A 16,521-nucleotide genomic window follows, 5' to 3' on the forward strand; every position below is an offset into this window, starting at 1 on the left:
ACGCGCCGCAGGATTCCTGCGGGGGTGTGACTAGGGTGGATCGTGTGAGCGACAGCAGCGGACACGGCAGCGGCGGACGGCCCATCGCCGTGTTCGACCTGGACAACACCCTCGCCGACACAGCCCACCGGCAGCGCTTCCTGGAGCGCAGGCCGCGTGACTGGGACGCGTTCTTCGCCGCCGCGCCGCACGACCCGCCGATCCCGCAGGGCCTCGCGCTGGTGCGGGAGCACGCCGAGGAGTGCGAGGTCGTCTACCTCACCGGCCGCCCCGAGCGGTGCCGGCGCGACACCCTGGCCTGGCTCGCCGCGCAGGGGCTGCCGGACGGCAGGGTCTACATGCGGCGCAACGACGACCGCAGGCCCGCCCGCCGCACCAAGCTGGAGATCCTGCGCCGGCTCGCCCGGGACGGGGAGGTGCGGGTGCTGGTGGACGACGACGCGCTGGTGTGCGAGGACGCCGAACGCGCCGGGTTCGCGGTCGTCCGGGCGCGCTGGAGCGCGCCGTCACCCGAACTGCGCGCGGCCCAGGAGCGGGAGGGCCGTACCTGAGGGGCTGAGGGCCCGGGTCAGTCCGACTCGTCCAGGCGGAAGCCGACCTTCAGGCCCACCTGCCAGTGCGCGATGTCGCCGTTCTCGATCTGGCCGCGCACCTGGGTCACCTCGAACCAGTCGAGGTTGCGCAGCGTCTGCGAAGCGCGGGTGATGCCGTTGCGGACGGCCTCGTCGACGCCGTTCGGCGAGGTTCCGACGATCTCCGTGACCCGGTAGGTGTGGTTCGACATCAGGCGTTCCTCTCTGTCGCACGTCTCTCCACCGTGCCCCAAGCCGTGGCGCGCCGCCATGCCGCGAAAGGGTGCAAAAGCTGATTTTCCTATGCGGCCGGTGCTATTAAAGATCATGTTAGGAATCTGTGGAATATGATCCGCGACCGGGGGTTCGAGGAAGATCATGCGTCGCTTCAGAATCGCGATGTCCCGACAGGCGCCGATTGCCATGGCGCGCCGACCCGTCCACCGTGAGGAGACAAGGGCGCGCTGGTACCGCCCCGTCTCCGTCTGTGTGGACCTGCTCGCCGCGGCCCTGCCGGTCGCGGCGGCCATTGTGGAGGTTCATGAACCCCACCCGCTGCGGCTGGCCGCCGCCGCGGCCCTGCTGTGGCCGCTGACCGGGTTCGTCAGCAGGCGGTACACGCCCCAGGCCTGGGGCGACGGCGGCGGTCTGCGGGCCGTCGTACGCGACTGGCTGGTCCTCGTGGGCGCCCTGGCCACGCTGCGCGTCGTCTGCGGACTGAACAGCGTGCCCGCCGAGGCGTTCACCGCGCTCATCCCCGCGCTCGTGTGCACGGGCCTGTGCCAGAAGGTGATCCACCGTCATCTGCTGGCCGCCCGCCGCCACGCCCGCGCCCTGCGCCACGTCCTGGTCGTCGGAGAGGCCTCGACACTCGACGCCGTGGTCGCGCAGCTCGCCCAGCGCACCGACCACGAGTACGTCATCGTCGGCGCCTGCCCGGTCGGCGAGGACGAGGTCCACTCCGGGGTGCCGCTGTGCACCAGGCTTCCCCTGGAGGCACCCGAGGCGCCCGAGGCGGACGCCGCCGCGGTGCTCGGAGCGGCCGACGAACTCGGGGCCGACCTGGTCTTCGTGGCGCCCGGACCACACCTGTCCGGCGAGCGGATGCGCCGGCTGTCCTGGGCGCTGTACGACCGGGGCCGCTCGCTCATGGTGCTGCCCGGCATCACCGATGTGGCCCGCCGCCGGATCCGGCTCACCTCGGCGGCCGGCCTCACTCTGCTGCACATCACCCCGCCGCTGCACCGCGGTGCGCACGGCGCCGCCAAGACCGCCGTGGACCGGCTGGGCGCCCTGCTGCTGATCGCCCTGCTCGCCCCGCTGCTGCTCCTGCTGGCACTGGCCGTCCGGCTCGGCTCGCCCGGTCCGGTCCTCTACCGGCAGACCCGCGTCGGGCGGTACGGCATGCGGTTCGCCATGTGGAAGTTCCGCACGATGGTGGTCGACGCCGACCGGCTCAAGGACGGTCTCGAGGCCGAGAACGAGAACGACGGGCACATGTTCAAGATGCGCCGGGATCCGCGCGTCACCCCGGTGGGCCGCGTCCTGCGCCGCTACTCGCTGGACGAACTGCCCCAGCTGTTCAACATCCTCTTCGGCCATATGTCCCTGGTCGGCCCGAGACCGCCGCTGCCCGAGGAGGTCGTCAAGTACAACGGGATCGAGATGCGCCGGCTCAACGTCCGGCCGGGGCTGACCGGTCCATGGCAGATCAGCGGGCGCTCGGACCTGTCCTGGCGCGAGACCGTCGCGCTCGACCTGCGTTACGTCGACAACTGGTCGCTGGGCGGGGACGTCAGTGTCATGGCCCGTACCGTGCGCGCGGTGCTGGACGGGCAGGGCGCGTACTGAGGGCTCGTCGGGCGCGGACGGCGGGCGCGGTCGCGTCCGCCATCCGGGCTGGTCTGCCGCCAACACGCCGCCGGCGCGGGGGATCGGCCCCCGGGGGCGTGAAGGATCGCGTCATGGTACAGACCACTTCCGTCGAGGAGACCGGGCACCGGCCCGTCGTGCGGCGACAGCTGCGCGGCTTCACCGGTGCCGGATACGACAAGGGGCGCCCCCCTCTGACCCAGGCCGCCTGGTACGCCGTACTCCATCTGCTGTTCGTCAAGTGGTGGTTCCCGGCGCGCTGGCGGCCGCCGGTGCTGCGGGCCTTCGGTGCCCGGGTCGGCCGGCGGGTGCTGATCCGGCGCGGGGTGCGGATCCACTGGCCGTGGAAGCTGGACGTCGGCGACGACGTGTGGATCGGCGAGGACGCCTGGATCCTCAACCTCGAACCGGTCACGATCGGCAGCGACTGCTGTGTCTCGCAGAGCGCGCTGCTGTGCACCGGCAGCCACCGCAACCGGTCCGCCACCTTCGAGTTCGACAACGGCCCCATCCGGCTGGAGCCGGGCAGCTGGGTCGCCGCCCGCGCGGTCGTGCTGCGCGGGGTCACCGTCGGCCGGGGCGCGGTGGTCGGCGCGGGCGCCGTCGCCCACCGGGACCTCGCCGCGGGTTCGGTCCTGACCACGGGAGGCGCGGCATGAGACTCGTCCACGTGGTCACGCTCGTCAGCGACGACGGGGCCTTCGGCGGGCCGACGAGCGTGGCCGTCGCCCAGCTCCAGGAGTGCGCCGCCCGCGGTCACGACACGACGCTGGTGTCGCTGTGGCGGGGGCGGACCGGGGCGCCGGAACGTATCGCCGGCGTCCGCTTCGTCTCCCGCCCCGCCCGGCGTCTCGTCCCGGGCCGGGGCTGCCTCGGGCTGATGCACCCCCGGCTGCCGCTGGACCTGTGGCGGGCCATGGGCCGGGCCGACGCGGTCCATGTGCACGCGGGACGCGACCTCGTCTCCCTCACCGCCCTCGTCGTCGCCCGGCTGCGGGGCGTCGGCTTCGTGACCCAGACCCATGGCATGGTCGAGCCCCGCAACGGCGCCGTCGCGCGCCTCTTCGACCGGCTCTACGTCCCCCTGCTGCGCCGCGCCCGCGCCTGCCTGGTGCTCACCGACCGGGAGCGGCGCGAACTGTCCGCCGTCCTGGGCCCGGACGCGCCGCCGCTGGTCGACCTGCCCAACGGCCTGCGGGTGGCGCCGGGCGAGCCGGGCAGCCGACGGCGTGGCGACGGCCGGGAGGTGATCTTCCTGGCCCGGCTGCATCCTCGTAAACGCCCCGAGGCGTTCGTGGAGATGGCGGCGCTGGTCCACAAGGAGATCCCCGAGGCACGTTTCGTTCTCTACGGGGCGGACGAGGGGTCCCTGCCGGCGGTGGCCGCTCTCATCGCGGACCGGGGCGTCACCGACGCGGTCCGCTACGGCGGCGCCCTCGACCACCCCTCGGCGCTGGCGGCCTACCGCCGGGCGGCCGTGTACGTCCTCCCCAGCGTGAACGAGCCGTTCCCGATGACGGTCCTGGAGGCGCTGGCGGAGGGAACTCCCGTCGTGTGCACCGACAGCAGCGGCATCGCGGCCGAACTGGCGCGCAGGGAAGCAGCGTTGGTCACCGACGGCAGCCCGGAGCAACTGGCCGACGCGGTGGCCCGCCTGCTCGCCGACGAGTCGCTGCGCCTGCGGCTCGCCGAGGCGGGGCGGCGCGCGATCGAGGAGGTCTTCTCCATCCGAGCGGTGGCCGACCAACTCGAGCAGCTGTACGGGACGGGCCCCGGGCGGGACTGAGCCCTCTCGCCCGGCAGGACCTGGGCGCAGCGGGCCCCGGGCGGGGCCGACCGGCGTGATCCGGTGGGCCCCGGGGGAGGGTGGTCCCGTGGGTTGGGACGGGTCGGCCGCTGGGCGCCGGGGGAGGGCGGGTCCCGTGACCGGCGACGGGGCTTGGTGGGAGGTCGGCCGGGGTTTTCGGGCGGTGCGGGTTGGGACGGGGTCGGCCGTTGGGCGGCGATCCGGTGGGCGCCGGGGAGGGCGGGTCCTGTGGCCGGCGGTGGGGCTTGGTGGGAGGGGAGCCGGGGGTCTCGCGTGCGGGGGCGGGACGGGTCGGCCGCTGGGTGCGGCCGAACCCGTCCCGCCCCGGGGCTCAGCGGATTGCCGTGCGGAGGATGTCCTCGAAGCGGGAGACGCAGTCCTCCAGGGCGAACTCCCGCTCGGCCAGTGCCCGGCTCTCCTTGCCCAGCGTCTGCGCGCGGGCCGGGTCGGAGAGGATCTCCCGGGCCCAGTCGGCCGCCGCGTCGAGCGAGGACTCCTCCGGCGGGAAGACCGCCGACCCCGCGCGGCGCAGGAGGTGCGCGGCCAGGTTGTCGGCCGGCATCAGCCCGAGCACGGGCCGCCCGGCGCACAGGTACGACAGGGTCTTCGACGGCACCGAGAACTCCCCGGCGTCCGCCCCGAGCAGGACGACGAGCAGATCGCCGCTGCCCAGCACCTCGGGCAGCCGCCCGTAGGGCTGGAAGGGCAGCAGGGTCAGATCGACGCCGTGGGCGGCGGCGGCCTCCCGGAGCACCGGCACCGCCGGACCGTCGTTGACGACCACCAGCCGTACCGGGGTGCCCCCCGCGCGCAGCCGCTCGGCGAGCCGTACCAGCAGCGCCGGGTTGTGCTTCAGACCGAGGGTGCCGGAGTACAGCACCGTCCGCACCCCGTCCAGGCCGTGCTCGGCCGACCAGGAGTTGGCCCGGTCCATCGGGACGATCTCGTCCAGCGGCGCCCAGTTGGGGATGACGGTGACCTTGTCCGCGGTGCCCCACCCGCGGTGGACGCGCAGGAACGACTCGGCGATCACCACGACGGCCGAGGCCCGGCGCGCCGACCACTTCTCGCCCGCCCCGAACACCTTCGCGGCGATGCCCATCGACCGGGCGACACCGCCCGCGGCGAAGCTCTTCAGCGCCACCGCGGTCACGTCCTGGTGCCACAGCACCCAGGGGATGCCCAGCCGCCGCAGTTCGGCCGCCGCCACCACCAGCACCGGGATCGGCATGTTGGACAGCAGCGCCACCTCGGGCTTCTCCCGCCGTACCTGCCGGGCCAGTTCGAGGCCCAGCAGGGTCTCCTGGCGCAGCCGCCGGAAGTAGGCGTCCTTCTTCAGCGCGGTGCCGTCCCCGATGGTGACGAACCGCAGCCCGGGGGTGTCCCCGGCAAGGTTGCCCTTGCCGGAGACGTACGCCGTGCACGTCGAGTGGACGACGTCATGACCGCGGCGCGCCAGCTCCCGGCTCAACTGGGCCTGGAACGGATGGCCGCTGTAGTCGTGGACGAGGATTCGCATCGGCTCTCCCCGCCCCGTCACTGCTGGGAGCGCTTGACCTGGTCGTACACCCAGGCGTAGGTCTTCTCCAGGCCGTCGGCGAGCGTCACCGAGGGCTCCCAGCCGTGGATCTCGCGGATCAGGGTGTTGTCGGAGTTGCGGCCGCGCACGCCCTGCGGGGCGTCGAGGCGGTGCTTGCGCTCGCAGCGGACCCCGGCGATCTCCTCGACGATGTCGACGAGCTGATTGATCGTCACCAGCTCCGAGGAGCCGAGGTTGACCGGTTCGCCGTTGTCCCCGCGCATGATCATCTGGCTGCCGTGGAGGCAGTCGTCGATGTACATGAAGGAGCGGCTCTGCCGGCCGTCGCCCCAGATCTCGATGCGGTGGTCGCCGGACAGCACCGCCTCGGCCACCTTGCGGCACACCGCGGCCGGCGCCTTCTCCCGGCCGCCGGTCCATGTGCCCTGCGGGCCGTAGACGTTGTGGTAGCGGGCGACGCGGGTGACGAAGTCGTAGTCCTCCGCGTAGTGCCGGCACATACGCTCGGAGAACAGCTTCTCCCAGCCGTAGCCGTCCTCGGGCTGCGCCGGGTAGGCGTCCGCCTCCTTGAGGGCGGTGACGTTCGGGTCGGTCTGCTTGCCGGCGGCGTACACGCACGCGGAGGAGGAGTAGAAGTAGCGCTCCACACCGGCCTCGTGCGCCGCCTGGAGCATGTGCGTGCTGGTGAGCACCGACATCATGCAGGCGGCCTTGTTGTTCTCGATGAAGCCCATGCCGCCCATGTCGGCGGCCAGCATGTACACCTGCCGTGCGCCCCGCACGCCGGCACGGGCGTGATCGAGGAGCGAGAGGTCGGCGACCGCGTTCTCGGCGTCCGGGTGGACCTGGTACCACTCGTGCCGGGGCTTGATGTCGATCGAGCGGACGGTCAGTCCCTGGGCGAGAAGGTCGCCCACGAGATGACCGCCGATGAATCCCCCGCCCCCGGCGACGACGACGTCTACCTGCTGGCTCACGGACAACTCCTCTGCGAATCGGGAGATCTGTTGGCCGATAAGCTATGCAGACTTGTCATGATTTGGGGTAATTGGCACGCCGAGAATCTTACGTTTTGTGCGCGCCTGGGATGATTAGAGCGATGTAAGCGCTATATATCGTCCAGTGATGTTTCAGCCTAAATATTCACTCGACGGAGAGGCCGGGATGCAGGACGCTCGCATCCGCAGTGTGGCTGCGGTCTTCCTCTGGGCCGCGGTGCTGACCGTCCTGCTGCCGGGGCTGATCCTCCAGTCGCACGGGCTGCGCCTGTCGGCCGCGTCGGCGCTGCAACTCGTCGTCGTGGCCCACACCGGCGGCGCGCTCACCCGGGTGCTCACCGCGGCCGAGGTGCGGTTCGTCGCCCTGGGTTTCTGGGTCTTCGCCTATATCTGGCTGGGCCTCGCGCCCCTGGCGATGCTCGCCTCCGACACCTACCCGTGGCCCTACCGGCCCGGCGGGACGACCGCCCTCGGCGCGGTGGCCGTCGTCGAACTCGGGCTCCTCGCCCACAGCGCCGGCACGGCCCTCGCCGCCCGCCACGGCCGCGCCCGACCCGACACCGCGCCGGCGGGGCTGCTGGAGCGCGTGCTCTCGCGCCGGCTCGCCCCCTGGCGGCTGCTGGCGCTGTGCGCGATCTCCCTCGCCTTCGCCGCGCTGCTGATCGCCGGCCAACCCGGCCGGCTGACCGCGTACTTCACCAGCCGGCAGGCCATCACCGAGACCGGCGGCGACGACGCCTCCCTGCGGTCCCTGATCAGCTGGTCGCTGTCCGTGCCTGCGTTCTGGGCCCTGCTCGGCCTGCTGCGGGTACCCCGGCTGGCCGACGGCGACCGATGGCTGCGCGGGCTGCGCTGGATTCTGCTGCCGCTCCTGGTCGCGCTCAACGTCGTCGTCAACAACCCCATCAGCAAGCCGCGGTTCTGGGCCGGCATGGTCCTGCTGACCCTGCTGTTCTCGGTACCCCGGCTGTGCCGACCGCGGACCTTCCGGGTCACCGCCGCCGCCGTCCTCGCCGCACTGCTGTTCGTCTTCCCCTACAGCGACTACTTCCGCTACAGCGACCGGGAGAGCGTCGCCGTCGTCTCGCTCGCCGACCAGTTCACCACCAACGGCGACTACGACGCCTTCCAGCAGGTGCAGACCGGCGTCGACTACGCGGGCGACAACGGCTTCGAGCCGCAGAACGCGCTCGGCCCCCTGCTGTTCATGGTGCCGCGCTCGGCCTGGCCCCAGAAACCCGACGACACCGGCATCACCCTGGCCCGGTACGCGGGATACGACTTCCACAACCTCTCGGCCCCGCTGTGGATCGAGAGCTACCTGTGGGCCGGCCCCTTCGCCGTGGTTCTCGTGTTCCTGCTCCTTGGCGCACTGGGCCGGCGGGTGGACGACGTACGGCACCGGCTGCGCGGGGTGCCCGGCACCCTCGCGGCGCTCCTCGTCCCGGCCTTCGCCTTCTACCAGATGGTCTTCCTGCGCGGCAGCCTGCTCGCCATCGCGGGCCCGTTGACCCTGCTGGTGGCCGTCCCCCTGCTGATCAGCATCCCCACCGCCCGCGCCTCCCGCCTGCCCTCGTCGGCCCTGCCGACCGCACCCACCCCCCACGCATCGATCCCCGGAACAGGAGGGCACCCGTGACCGGCCCCATCCATCTCGACGACCGGTACGACGAGCCGGACCAACTGCGCGACCAACTGCGCCGCATCCTGCGCCATCGCGTCCTGATCGCGCTCGGACTCCTCCTGGGACTGCTCGGCGGACTGGCCCTGGCCCAGCACCGCGCGCACACCTACGCCGCCACCAGCGAGGTCCTGGTCCGCTCCACCGCCGACCCCTTCGGCTCGGTCGGCGTCTCCGCCGACAACCAGGTCAGCATGACCACCCAACAGCAGATCGCCACCAGCGCCGAGGTCGCCCGGCGCGCCGCCGCCTCCCTCGGCCGGCGCGAGAGCGCGGCGAACTCGCTCGGCGCCCGGCTGCGGGTCACCAACCCGATGAAGTCCCAGGTGCTGCGCTTCGAGTTCACCGCAAGCTCCCCCAAGCGCGCGGCGCGCGGCGCCAACGCCTTCGCCGAGGCCTACCTCGCCGACCGCAAGGGCCGCAACGACGCCGCCGTACAGCGCGCCACCAGCGCCCTCGACGCGCAGATCCTGATGCTCAACCGGCAGCTCGCCCAGGACCAGCTGGAGCGCCCGGACGCCAAGACCGCCGCACAGAGCCAGCTGTACAACCTGCAGAAGCGCGTCCTGGACATCAGGTCCCGCGACACCGACGCCGGTGACGTCGTCCGCAGGGCCACCGCCCCCCACCTGCCCGTCGGACCCGGCCTGCGCACCCTGCTCGCCCTGGGCCTGGCCTGCGGACTCCTCCTCGGCCTCGTGCTCGCCTGGGTGCGCTCCGCCCTCGACACCCGCGTCCGCTCGGTCGGCGAGACCCGGGCCGCGCTGCGCGCGCCGGTCCTCGGCATCCTGCCCGACGACCGCGAGGCGGGCGACGAACTGCTGAAGGTCGGCCGCACCGGCGGCGCCCGCGTCGAGGCGTTCCGCGCCCTCGCCTTCCGGCTGCGCAACCTCGCCAGCCCGGCCGGCTGCGGCCACGTCCTCGTCGTCGCCCCGCGCGACGCCGAGGCCGCCGAGGAGGTCGCCGCCAACCTGGCCGCCGCCCTCGCCGAGTACGGCGGCGAGGTCCTCCTGGTGGACGCCGACCCCGAGATGTCCGAGTTCGCCGCCCGGCTCCCGCTGATGCCGTACGAGTCGCCCACCCTGGAGGAAGCGTTCCTGCCCAACGGCAGCGTCATCGTGGACGCCGATGTCGCCGGCCGGTTCGCCTTCCACGCCGGGCGCGGCCCCGCCGCGGCGCACGCCCGCGCCGTGCCGGCCGAGGTCAGCCGGGCGCTGCCGAACGCCGACTCGGCCACCGTCGTCGTCACCGGGCCCTTCCTGGCGCACGCCGACGCGCTCGCCGTCGCCCAGCGCGTCGACGGCGTCCTGCTCGTCGCCGGACTCGGACACACCCGGCAGGACGAACTGCGCCAGGTGCAGGAACTGGTCGACTGCTCCGGCGGACGCCTCCTGGGCGCCGTCCTCGACACCGGCCGGCCGCGCCGCCTCCCGCGCTTCCTGCGCCGCCGCCCGAAGTACCGTCCCGCCGCGCACCAGGCCGCCGGGCCGATGGAACTGCCCGTGCAGGACGGCACCCTGACGGCCGCCCGCCGGTGACCGCACCGGAGACGACCGCGCCCCGCGCGGCCGCGGCCACCGCCCCGAGCGGGGTGGCCGCGGTCGCGCGCGGCGGTTTCTGGGGGATGGCGGGCTCGGCGGCCAACGCCGTGTTCTCCTTCCTCCTCGTCGGCCTGGTCACCAGGGCCGTCGGCGCCGACGGCTCGGGAGTGATCTTCACCGGCGTCGCCGTCTTCACCATCCTCAGCAACGCCTGCAAGCTCGGCGCCGACGCCGGACTGATCCGGTTCGTCCCCCGGGACCTCGCCCTCCACGACGGCCGCTCGGTGGGCGCCCTGCTGCGCATGGCCGTCCTGCCCGCCGCGGCGGCCGGCACCGCGGCGGCCGTACCCCTGCTCCTCGCGCCCACCGTGGCGACCGCGCTGCTGCCCGCACTGCCGCCGGCCGACGCCGTCACCCTGGTCCGGCTCTTCGGGCTCTTCCTGCCCGCCGCGACCGTCGGCATGGTCCTGCTCGGCGCCACCCGAGGCTACGGGACCGTCGTGCCGTTCGTGGGCGTCGAGCAGATCGGCAAACCCCTGCTGCGCCTGCTGATCGCCCTCCCCGTGGCGTTCTGCGCGCCGAGCCTGCTCGCGCTGGCCTCGGCCTGGCTGCTGCCCACACTCGCCGGATTCGTCGCCGCCTGGTACGCCCTGCGCCGCTGCCGGGCCGCGCACCGCACGGGGGAGCGCGGGACCGTGCCCTGGCGGGCGTTCTGGGGCTTCGCCGCGCCCCGCGCCGTCTCCTCCGTCTTCGACATCAGCGCCGTCTGGGTCGGCGTCATCCTGCTCTCCGCCCTCGCCACGTCCGGCGAGGCCGGCCTCTACACCGCCATCGGACGCGTGATCACCGCGGGCACGCTCATCCAGCTCGCCGTACGGCTCGCCGTCGCACCGGAGATCAGCCGGCTGCTCGCCCTGCGCGAGGACACCGAGGCACACGGCCTGCACCGCGTCTCCACCTGCTGGATCGTGCTCTTCTCCTGGCCGCTGTTCGCCCTCGTCGCGGGCTTCCCGGCCACCGTGCTGTCCGCCTTCGGACCGGAGTTCGTCCGGGGCGCTCCCGCCCTGGTGGTGCTCTGCGCCGCCGCCGTGGTCAACGTCGCGGTCGGCAACGCCCAGACCGTGCTCCTCATGGCGGGCAGGAGCTCCTGGCATCTGGCCGTCACCGCCGCCGCGTTCACCGTGCAGCTCGTCGTCGGCGTGCTCGCCGTGCCCGTCTGGGGCGTCCTGGGCGCCGCCGTGTCCTGGGGCGCGGCCATCGTGGTGGAGAACCTCGCCGCCGCCCTGCTCATCCGGCGGGGCCTCGGCTTCACGACCGTGGACCGCGGCTACTCGACCGCCCTCGCGATCGGCCTCCTCGTCTCGGCCGCCCTGGGCGCCGTCCGCGCACTGCGAGGTGACACCCCATCAGGACTCGCCGTGGGGATGGTCTTGGGAATGTGTGTATTTGCTATTAGTTTGTGGCGATATCGGACGTCGCTGAGAGTGAGCGAGCTGGTCGGAGTGCTGCGCCGTCGCACGGCATGAGACCGGCCGACGGCCGCACCGCCCGGGCCGACTCGACCGGCGACGTCCCTGCCTGCGTACCACTCCCACCACTGCCACCCGGGGTTCCCTTGCACCTGAGAAAGCTCCGAACGAAGCCGGTCACCAGGGTCGCCGTCACCGCCCTCGTGTGCTGCACTACCGTTCTGCTCGACGCCTCCCTCGCCGCGGCAGCCGCCGACGGCCCGAAGACCCTCTCCGCCGATCCGCTGGCCACCTGGCAGACCGACGGAATCGTCTGGTCGATGGCCGCCGCCAACGGCGTCGTCTACGTCGGGGGAAGTTTCGACACGGTCCGCCCGCCGGGCGCCGCGCCCGGCCAACGCCAGGTACGGCGCAAGAACTTCGCCGCGTTCGACGCGGTCACCGGCCAACTCCTGCCCTGCGCCCCGTCGTTCACCGGCTTCAACCACACCGTGCGGGCCATGAAGGCCTCGCCCGACGGCCGGGTCCTGTACGTCGGGGGCTCCTTCGACCGCGTCGGCACCGTCGGGGCGGCCAACGCGATCGCCGTCGACACCGCCGGCTGCAAGGTCCGTACGGACTTCAAGCCGTCCGTCGCCGCCACCGTCCGGGCCATCGAGGCCTCCGCCAACACCGTCTACCTCGGCGGCGACTTCACCCGGGTCGGCGGGCAGCCCCGCGGCCGGATCGCCGCCGTGTCCACCAAGGGCGCCGTGCTGCCGTTCAAGGCCGACTTCGACCAGCCGGTACGGGCCCTGTCGGTCGCCCTCTCGCACGGCAGGCTGTTCGTCGGCGGCGACTTCGAGTCCGTCAACGGCCGGCGCATCCGCTCCCTGGTCGCCCTGCACCCCACCACCGGCGCGATCGTGCTCAGCTATCCCGGCTGGATCCCGGCCCAGTCGTCCGTGAAGACGATCGCCCAGGACAACACCCGCTTCTTCGTGGGCGCCGAGGGCCACGGCCCCGGCCTCTACGACGGGCGGATCGCGGGCAAGCTCGCCAACGGCACCATGGTCTGGAAGGACGACTGCTACGGCGCCACCCAGTCCGTCGTGCCCTTCAAGGGCGTTCTCTACAGCGCGTCGCACGCCCACAACTGCAACGAGACACCCGGCGGATTCCCCGACCGGGGCGACCGTCAGCACCTCCTCGCCCAGTCCGTCGACGACCGCAGGATCCTGCACTGGTTCCCCGACACCAACGGCGGCCTCGGCGAGCAGGTCGGCCCCCGGGCGCTCGTCGTGTCGCGCGGAGTGCTCTGGGTGGGCGGCGAGTTCACCCAGGTCAACGAGGCACCGCAGCAGAGCCTCGCCCGGTTCGGCGACAAGGACACCGGCGCCCCGAAGGCACCCGAGCTGTCCCTGTCGGCGACCGAGCCCGGCAAGGTCACCCTCGCCTGGCGCGCCACCTGGGACCGCGACGACGCCGTGCTGACGTACCGGATCTTCCGGGACGGCAAGCAGGTGGGGACCAGGAGCGAGAAGTCCACCTACTGGGACCTGCCGAGGATGACCTACACCGACACCGTGCCCGCCGGCACCCGCCACACCTACACCATCCAGGTGACGGACGGCTCGAACACCTCCGCCAAGTCGCGCGGCCTGACCGTGAACGTGCCGCCGAAGAGGGCGACACAGCGCGTCGCGGTCGACGGTACGGCCGTACCGTCGCGACCCGCCCAGGAGCAGGAACAGGAGCAGGATCAGTCACAGTCGGCACAGGAAACGTCACAGACCGCTCAGGAGCCCTCGCAGCTCGCTCAGCAGCAGTCGCCGCCCGCTCAGGAGACAGAGGGTGAGACGCGATGACCCGGATCGGATTCGCGCCCGGGGTCTACGACCTGTTCCACATCGGGCACCTCAACATCCTGCGTGAGGCACGCAGACACTGCGACCGGCTCGTCGTGGGCGTCACCAGCGACGAACTCGCCTTCGGGCTGAAGGGCAAGGTCCCGGTCGTCCCGATCGCCGAACGGCTGGACATCGTCCGCAGCGTGCGCTTCGTCGACGACGCCATCGTGGAGACGGAGTTCGACAAGCTGAAGACGTGGAAGCGCATCGGCTTCCACGTCATCTTCAAGGGCGACGACTGGCGCGGCACCCCCAAGTGGCTGGAGTACGAACGCCGGTTCGGTCAGGTCGGCGTCGAGGTCGTCTACTTCCCCTACACCAAGCACACCTCAAGCACCCTGCTGCGCAGCTCCCTCCAGCGGCTGTCCGGGATCCCCGCGGCGCAGCTCCCGGAACCACTTCACAAGGAAGGCGGCCATGAACAGCACATGGGCGACCAGCAGCGTGCCATACACCGCGAGGAAGAGGTCCTGACTTCCCAGGAATAGGAAGCTGACGCACGTCACGCCGTAGTCGACGGGCAGCAGCAGCACCGAGCGCAGCGCCGGGGGCGAACCGGCCGGAGTCCCGGCCGGCGTCCGGTGTCTGAGCTTCTCCGTCAGGATCCCGCCGAAGAAGATCACCACGGCCGCCAGCTGGAAGACCATCGGTGCCAGCAGCCAGACCGGACCGGACAGCGTGAAGAACCGGTAGAACGACACCAGCACCACCAGATGCAGGGTCACGATCTTCACGCAGTCCAGGACATGGTCGAGCCACTCGCCCGACGGACTTCCCGAACGCTGCCCCCGGGCCAGCTGGCCGTCCGCGGAGTCCAGCGCGAACCCCACGGCCAGGGCCGCGCCGACACAGACCGCCAGCGTCGGCCCGGGCGGCACCAGCGCCACCGCGGCCAGCGCCGGAAACGTGAACAGGGCACCGAGGACGGTCAGTTGATTCGGCGTCGCCCCCGCCTGATAGGCCAGCGCGGCCAGCACCCGGCCCGCCGGACGGTTGATGAACCGGGTGTACAGCGAGACCCCTCGCGCGGGCTTCTGCGCGGCCGACAGATGTCTGAGGGCTTCGACGAACTCGGTCATTTCCCACCTTTAGTGACTTTGCTCGGAAAACGGTTGGAAAGAAGGCGATTATGGCAGAACGGGAAGGTGAGATGTCCCGTGTCAGCCGTCGGTGGCTGCTGCGTGGCGCGGTGTCGCTCCTGGGCGCGACGGCCCTGACCGCCCAGAGTGCGTCCGCCGCCTCGGGACCGGGCGGCTCCCCGGCCGTACCCGGCGGTGTCCCGGTACTGCCTCCCGGTCCCGGACGGCGCCTGCTGACGAACGTGATCAACGTCGGCGACCTCGGCGCGGTGGGCGACGGACGCACCGACGACAGCGCCGCGTTCGAGTACGCCTACGCCCTCGCCGCCGCCCGCGTCTTCGGCGGAGTCGGCCGCACCGTGATCGAGATCCCGCCGGGCGAGTTCCTCATCACCCGCCCGCACGCACTGCTCAACGGCGTCGCCCCGCTGCGCCCCGCCAACGGCCTGCGCTTCTCCGGCGCGGGCAAACGCATGACCACCCTCGTCTTCCGCCCGCCCACCGGCCCGGGCTCCTATCTCTGCCGCAACGAGGACATCTGGGCGAACCTGTCCTTCGAACGCATCCAGTTCCGCTCGGCCACCCCGGGCGCGTCCTTCTTCTCCTCGTACTCCACCGGCCAGGCACAGGACTACCGGTTCTCCGAGTGCGAGTGGATGGGGGAGTGGGAGTACGGCCTCGCCCTCGACGGCACCGACACCAACTCGGAGATGCGGTGGGAGGCCTGCCGCGTCGGCGGCGCCTACCGCAGGGCGTTCCTCTTCTCCGGAGTCACCGGACGCCGGCAGCAATCCAACGACCAGGACCAGTTCCTCAACTACTGGTTCACCGACATGAAGGTCGAGTACGAGTGGGGCAACTTCCTGGAGTTCCCCTACGGCGGCTCCATCACCTGCCGGGGCGGCTCCTACATCATCGCCGGCACCCGCCCGGGGAACACCCCCGAATACGGCACCACCAGCACCTTCTTCCGCTTCCCCGTCGCCCAGCACCACGACTCGGTGCAGCGCTTCCACGCCCAGGACATCCGCTTCGAGGTGCGTGACCCGGACGCCCGCGTCATCGACTGCGTCTGGCGGAGCGGCACGGTCCACTTCAGCGACTGCGACGACACCGGCCTCGCCTTCAAGGACTTCTCCTCGGAGGTCCGGGCCCACCGCTACACCGTGGGTCCGCGCGGCCCGCTGATCCGGTACGACTCCTGCCAACTGGTCGGCCGCCACGAGTACCGCGTCGAGGGCTCCCCGGCGGCGGTGCCGCCCGTCGCCCGGTACGACATGTGCCTGTTGCGGAGCCACTCGGAGAACGAGTTCGCGGTCACCGAGGGCATCGGCCGCCCCGACTTCGTCGGCTTTGTCGACTGCCTGGACGGGGCCGCGGGCGCGGCGGTCACACCGGACGCGCCCAACGTGCCGAACATGCCGAACGTGCCGAACGTTCCGAATGCGCCGAGGGTGGAGGCGACACCGGCAGGCCCGGACCCGGTGGCGCCGGCCGCCCCGGACCCGGTGCCGCCCGCGAGTCCGGCCGCCTCCGCCGCGCCGCTGCGTCGGTGAACCTGTTCGCGGTCGTCCACGACGGCCCCCATGCCGACGTCGGTTCGAGGGTTACCGGTCGAGGTTCGGGCGCCGCGTTCCCGCGAGATCGCAGCCGGTCAGGTGTTGGGTGCTGATGGCGATGGGCAGCGGCACCTCGGGCGCGCACGGGTAGAGGTCCTGCTCGCGATCACGAACAACTCGGCGTCGAGCGTGGCGAGTTCGGCCACGACATCGGCCGGGTCCGGCACACCGGCGGGGGCGAGACGCACACCCCGCGCTTCGCGGCCTCGCCGAAGGAGAGGTCTTGGCGGCGACCTGGGCGAGGAACTCGGGGTCCATCTGCGACGAGGCGTACGTCGTACTCGTCGAGGAGGAGCTTGCCGGGGCGGTCGGCGTTGCGGCCGAAGCCCGCCCACTGCTCGGCGGCATGGTCTGTCCCGTCGGTCGGAGGTGGGGAGGTCGCAGCCGGTTCGTCGTCGCCACGGGTGGTTCCTCCCTGGGTCCGTACCGGACGGGGAGCGAGCCGGACAGCGGC

The 16,521-nt window shown here is 72.2% G+C and carries 13 protein-coding genes and 2 pseudogenes; 10 read left to right on the forward strand and 5 right to left on the reverse strand.

Annotated elements, in window-relative coordinates:
- Nucleotides 1-44 precede the first annotated feature (44 nt).
- Nucleotides 45-551 carry a phosphatase domain-containing protein gene (locus ACFPIH_RS38770; protein ID WP_381182686.1) on the forward strand — a complete coding sequence of 169 codons (507 nt, stop codon included), beginning with the start codon at nucleotides 45-47 and terminating at the stop codon, nucleotides 549-551.
- A 17-nt stretch (nucleotides 552-568) separates the two neighbouring features.
- On the opposite strand, the gene ACFPIH_RS38775 is transcribed toward ACFPIH_RS38770, so the two are convergent.
- Nucleotides 569-784, reverse strand: coding sequence for a dodecin (locus ACFPIH_RS38775; RefSeq protein WP_381182688.1), 216 nt, complete (start codon nucleotides 782-784; stop codon nucleotides 569-571).
- A 211-nt stretch (nucleotides 785-995) separates the two neighbouring features.
- Here ACFPIH_RS38775 and ACFPIH_RS38780 point away from each other — a divergent pair, with 211 nt between their 5' ends.
- From ACFPIH_RS38780 to ACFPIH_RS38790, 3 genes are all read left to right on the forward strand, one after another.
- A complete protein-coding gene (locus tag ACFPIH_RS38780; RefSeq protein WP_381182690.1) occupies nucleotides 996-2,423 on the forward strand; it encodes an exopolysaccharide biosynthesis polyprenyl glycosylphosphotransferase in 1,428 nt (475 codons plus the stop codon).
- Nucleotides 2,424-2,536: 113 nt separating this feature from the next.
- Nucleotides 2,537-3,103, forward strand: a complete 567-nt coding sequence (locus ACFPIH_RS38785; protein ID WP_381182692.1) for an LbetaH domain-containing protein — start codon at nucleotides 2,537-2,539, stop codon at nucleotides 3,101-3,103.
- Entirely contained in the window at nucleotides 3,100-4,230 is a 1,131-nt protein-coding gene (locus ACFPIH_RS38790; protein WP_381182694.1) for a glycosyltransferase, read from the forward strand. The genes ACFPIH_RS38785 and ACFPIH_RS38790 overlap by 4 nt, the downstream gene beginning before the upstream one ends.
- 352 nt (nucleotides 4,231-4,582) lie before the next feature.
- Here the strand turns inward: ACFPIH_RS38790 and ACFPIH_RS38795 are convergent, their stop codons facing one another.
- Entirely contained in the window at nucleotides 4,583-5,770 is a 1,188-nt protein-coding gene (locus ACFPIH_RS38795) for a glycosyltransferase family 4 protein (protein ID WP_381182696.1), read from the reverse strand.
- A 17-nt stretch (nucleotides 5,771-5,787) separates the two neighbouring features.
- Nucleotides 5,788-6,768, reverse strand: coding sequence for an NAD-dependent epimerase/dehydratase family protein (locus tag ACFPIH_RS38800; protein WP_381182698.1), 981 nt, complete (start codon nucleotides 6,766-6,768; stop codon nucleotides 5,788-5,790).
- Nucleotides 6,769-6,955: 187 nt separating this feature from the next.
- On the opposite strand from ACFPIH_RS38800, the gene ACFPIH_RS38805 reads away from it, so the two are divergent.
- The 5 genes from ACFPIH_RS38805 to ACFPIH_RS38825 all read left to right on the forward strand — a co-directional run bounded on the left by ACFPIH_RS38805 (nucleotide 6,956) and on the right by ACFPIH_RS38825 (nucleotide 13,857).
- Nucleotides 6,956-8,428 carry a hypothetical protein gene (locus tag ACFPIH_RS38805; protein ID WP_381182700.1) on the forward strand — a complete coding sequence of 491 codons (1,473 nt, stop codon included), beginning with the start codon at nucleotides 6,956-6,958 and terminating at the stop codon, nucleotides 8,426-8,428.
- Entirely contained in the window at nucleotides 8,425-10,008 is a 1,584-nt protein-coding gene (locus ACFPIH_RS38810) for a hypothetical protein (RefSeq protein WP_381182702.1), read from the forward strand. Before ACFPIH_RS38805 ends, ACFPIH_RS38810 begins: the two co-directional genes overlap by 4 nt.
- Nucleotides 10,005-11,537 (forward strand): lipopolysaccharide biosynthesis protein, encoded by a 1,533-nt coding sequence (locus ACFPIH_RS38815; protein ID WP_381182704.1) that lies wholly within the window; start codon nucleotides 10,005-10,007, stop codon nucleotides 11,535-11,537. Before ACFPIH_RS38810 ends, ACFPIH_RS38815 begins: the two co-directional genes overlap by 4 nt.
- A gap of 89 nt (nucleotides 11,538-11,626) precedes the next feature.
- The gene (locus ACFPIH_RS38820; protein WP_381182706.1) at nucleotides 11,627-13,327 is read left to right on the forward strand and encodes a fibronectin type III domain-containing protein; all 1,701 of its coding nucleotides are present in this window, start codon (nucleotides 11,627-11,629) and stop codon (nucleotides 13,325-13,327) included.
- The gene (locus ACFPIH_RS38825) at nucleotides 13,324-13,857 is read left to right on the forward strand and encodes an FAD synthase family protein (RefSeq protein ID WP_381182708.1); all 534 of its coding nucleotides are present in this window, start codon (nucleotides 13,324-13,326) and stop codon (nucleotides 13,855-13,857) included. The genes ACFPIH_RS38820 and ACFPIH_RS38825 overlap by 4 nt, the downstream gene beginning before the upstream one ends.
- On the opposite strand, the pseudogene ACFPIH_RS38830 reads toward ACFPIH_RS38825, so the two are convergent.
- Nucleotides 13,750-14,448, reverse strand: a pseudogene (locus tag ACFPIH_RS38830) (CDP-alcohol phosphatidyltransferase family protein); the annotation flags it as partial. The gene ACFPIH_RS38825 and the pseudogene ACFPIH_RS38830 overlap by 108 nt on opposite strands.
- A gap of 50 nt (nucleotides 14,449-14,498) precedes the next feature.
- On the opposite strand from ACFPIH_RS38830, the gene ACFPIH_RS38835 reads away from it, so the two are divergent.
- Nucleotides 14,499-16,004, forward strand: a complete 1,506-nt coding sequence (locus ACFPIH_RS38835) for a glycosyl hydrolase family 28-related protein (RefSeq protein ID WP_381182710.1) — start codon at nucleotides 14,499-14,501, stop codon at nucleotides 16,002-16,004.
- Nucleotides 16,005-16,055: 51 nt separating this feature from the next.
- On the opposite strand, the pseudogene ACFPIH_RS38840 reads toward ACFPIH_RS38835, so the two are convergent.
- Nucleotides 16,056-16,431 (reverse strand): annotated as a pseudogene (locus ACFPIH_RS38840) (2-keto-myo-inositol dehydratase); the annotation flags it as partial.
- Nucleotides 16,432-16,521 lie beyond the last annotated feature (90 nt).

The sequence above is a fragment of the Streptomyces vulcanius genome (genome assembly GCF_042653945.1).
GTDB classification, from domain to species: domain Bacteria; phylum Actinomycetota; class Actinomycetes; order Streptomycetales; family Streptomycetaceae; genus Streptomyces; species Streptomyces mangrovi.

Excerpts from the sequence above, each read along its gene's own strand:
- ACFPIH_RS38775 (WP_381182688.1), bottom strand. The coding sequence starts at position 784 with ATGTCGAACCACACCTACCGGGTCACGGAGATCGTCGGAACCTCGCCG.
- ACFPIH_RS38780 (WP_381182690.1), top strand. The coding sequence starts at position 996 with ATGGCGCGCCGACCCGTCCACCGTGAGGAGACAAGGGCGCGCTGGTAC.
- ACFPIH_RS38785 (WP_381182692.1), top strand. The coding sequence starts at position 2,537 with ATGGTACAGACCACTTCCGTCGAGGAGACCGGGCACCGGCCCGTCGTG.
- ACFPIH_RS38790 (WP_381182694.1), top strand. The coding sequence starts at position 3,100 with ATGAGACTCGTCCACGTGGTCACGCTCGTCAGCGACGACGGGGCCTTC.
- ACFPIH_RS38795 (WP_381182696.1), bottom strand. The coding sequence starts at position 5,770 with ATGCGAATCCTCGTCCACGACTACAGCGGCCATCCGTTCCAGGCCCAG.
- ACFPIH_RS38805 (WP_381182700.1), top strand. The coding sequence starts at position 6,956 with ATGCAGGACGCTCGCATCCGCAGTGTGGCTGCGGTCTTCCTCTGGGCC.
- ACFPIH_RS38825 (WP_381182708.1), top strand. The coding sequence starts at position 13,324 with ATGACCCGGATCGGATTCGCGCCCGGGGTCTACGACCTGTTCCACATC.
- ACFPIH_RS38835 (WP_381182710.1), top strand. The coding sequence starts at position 14,499 with ATGGCAGAACGGGAAGGTGAGATGTCCCGTGTCAGCCGTCGGTGGCTG.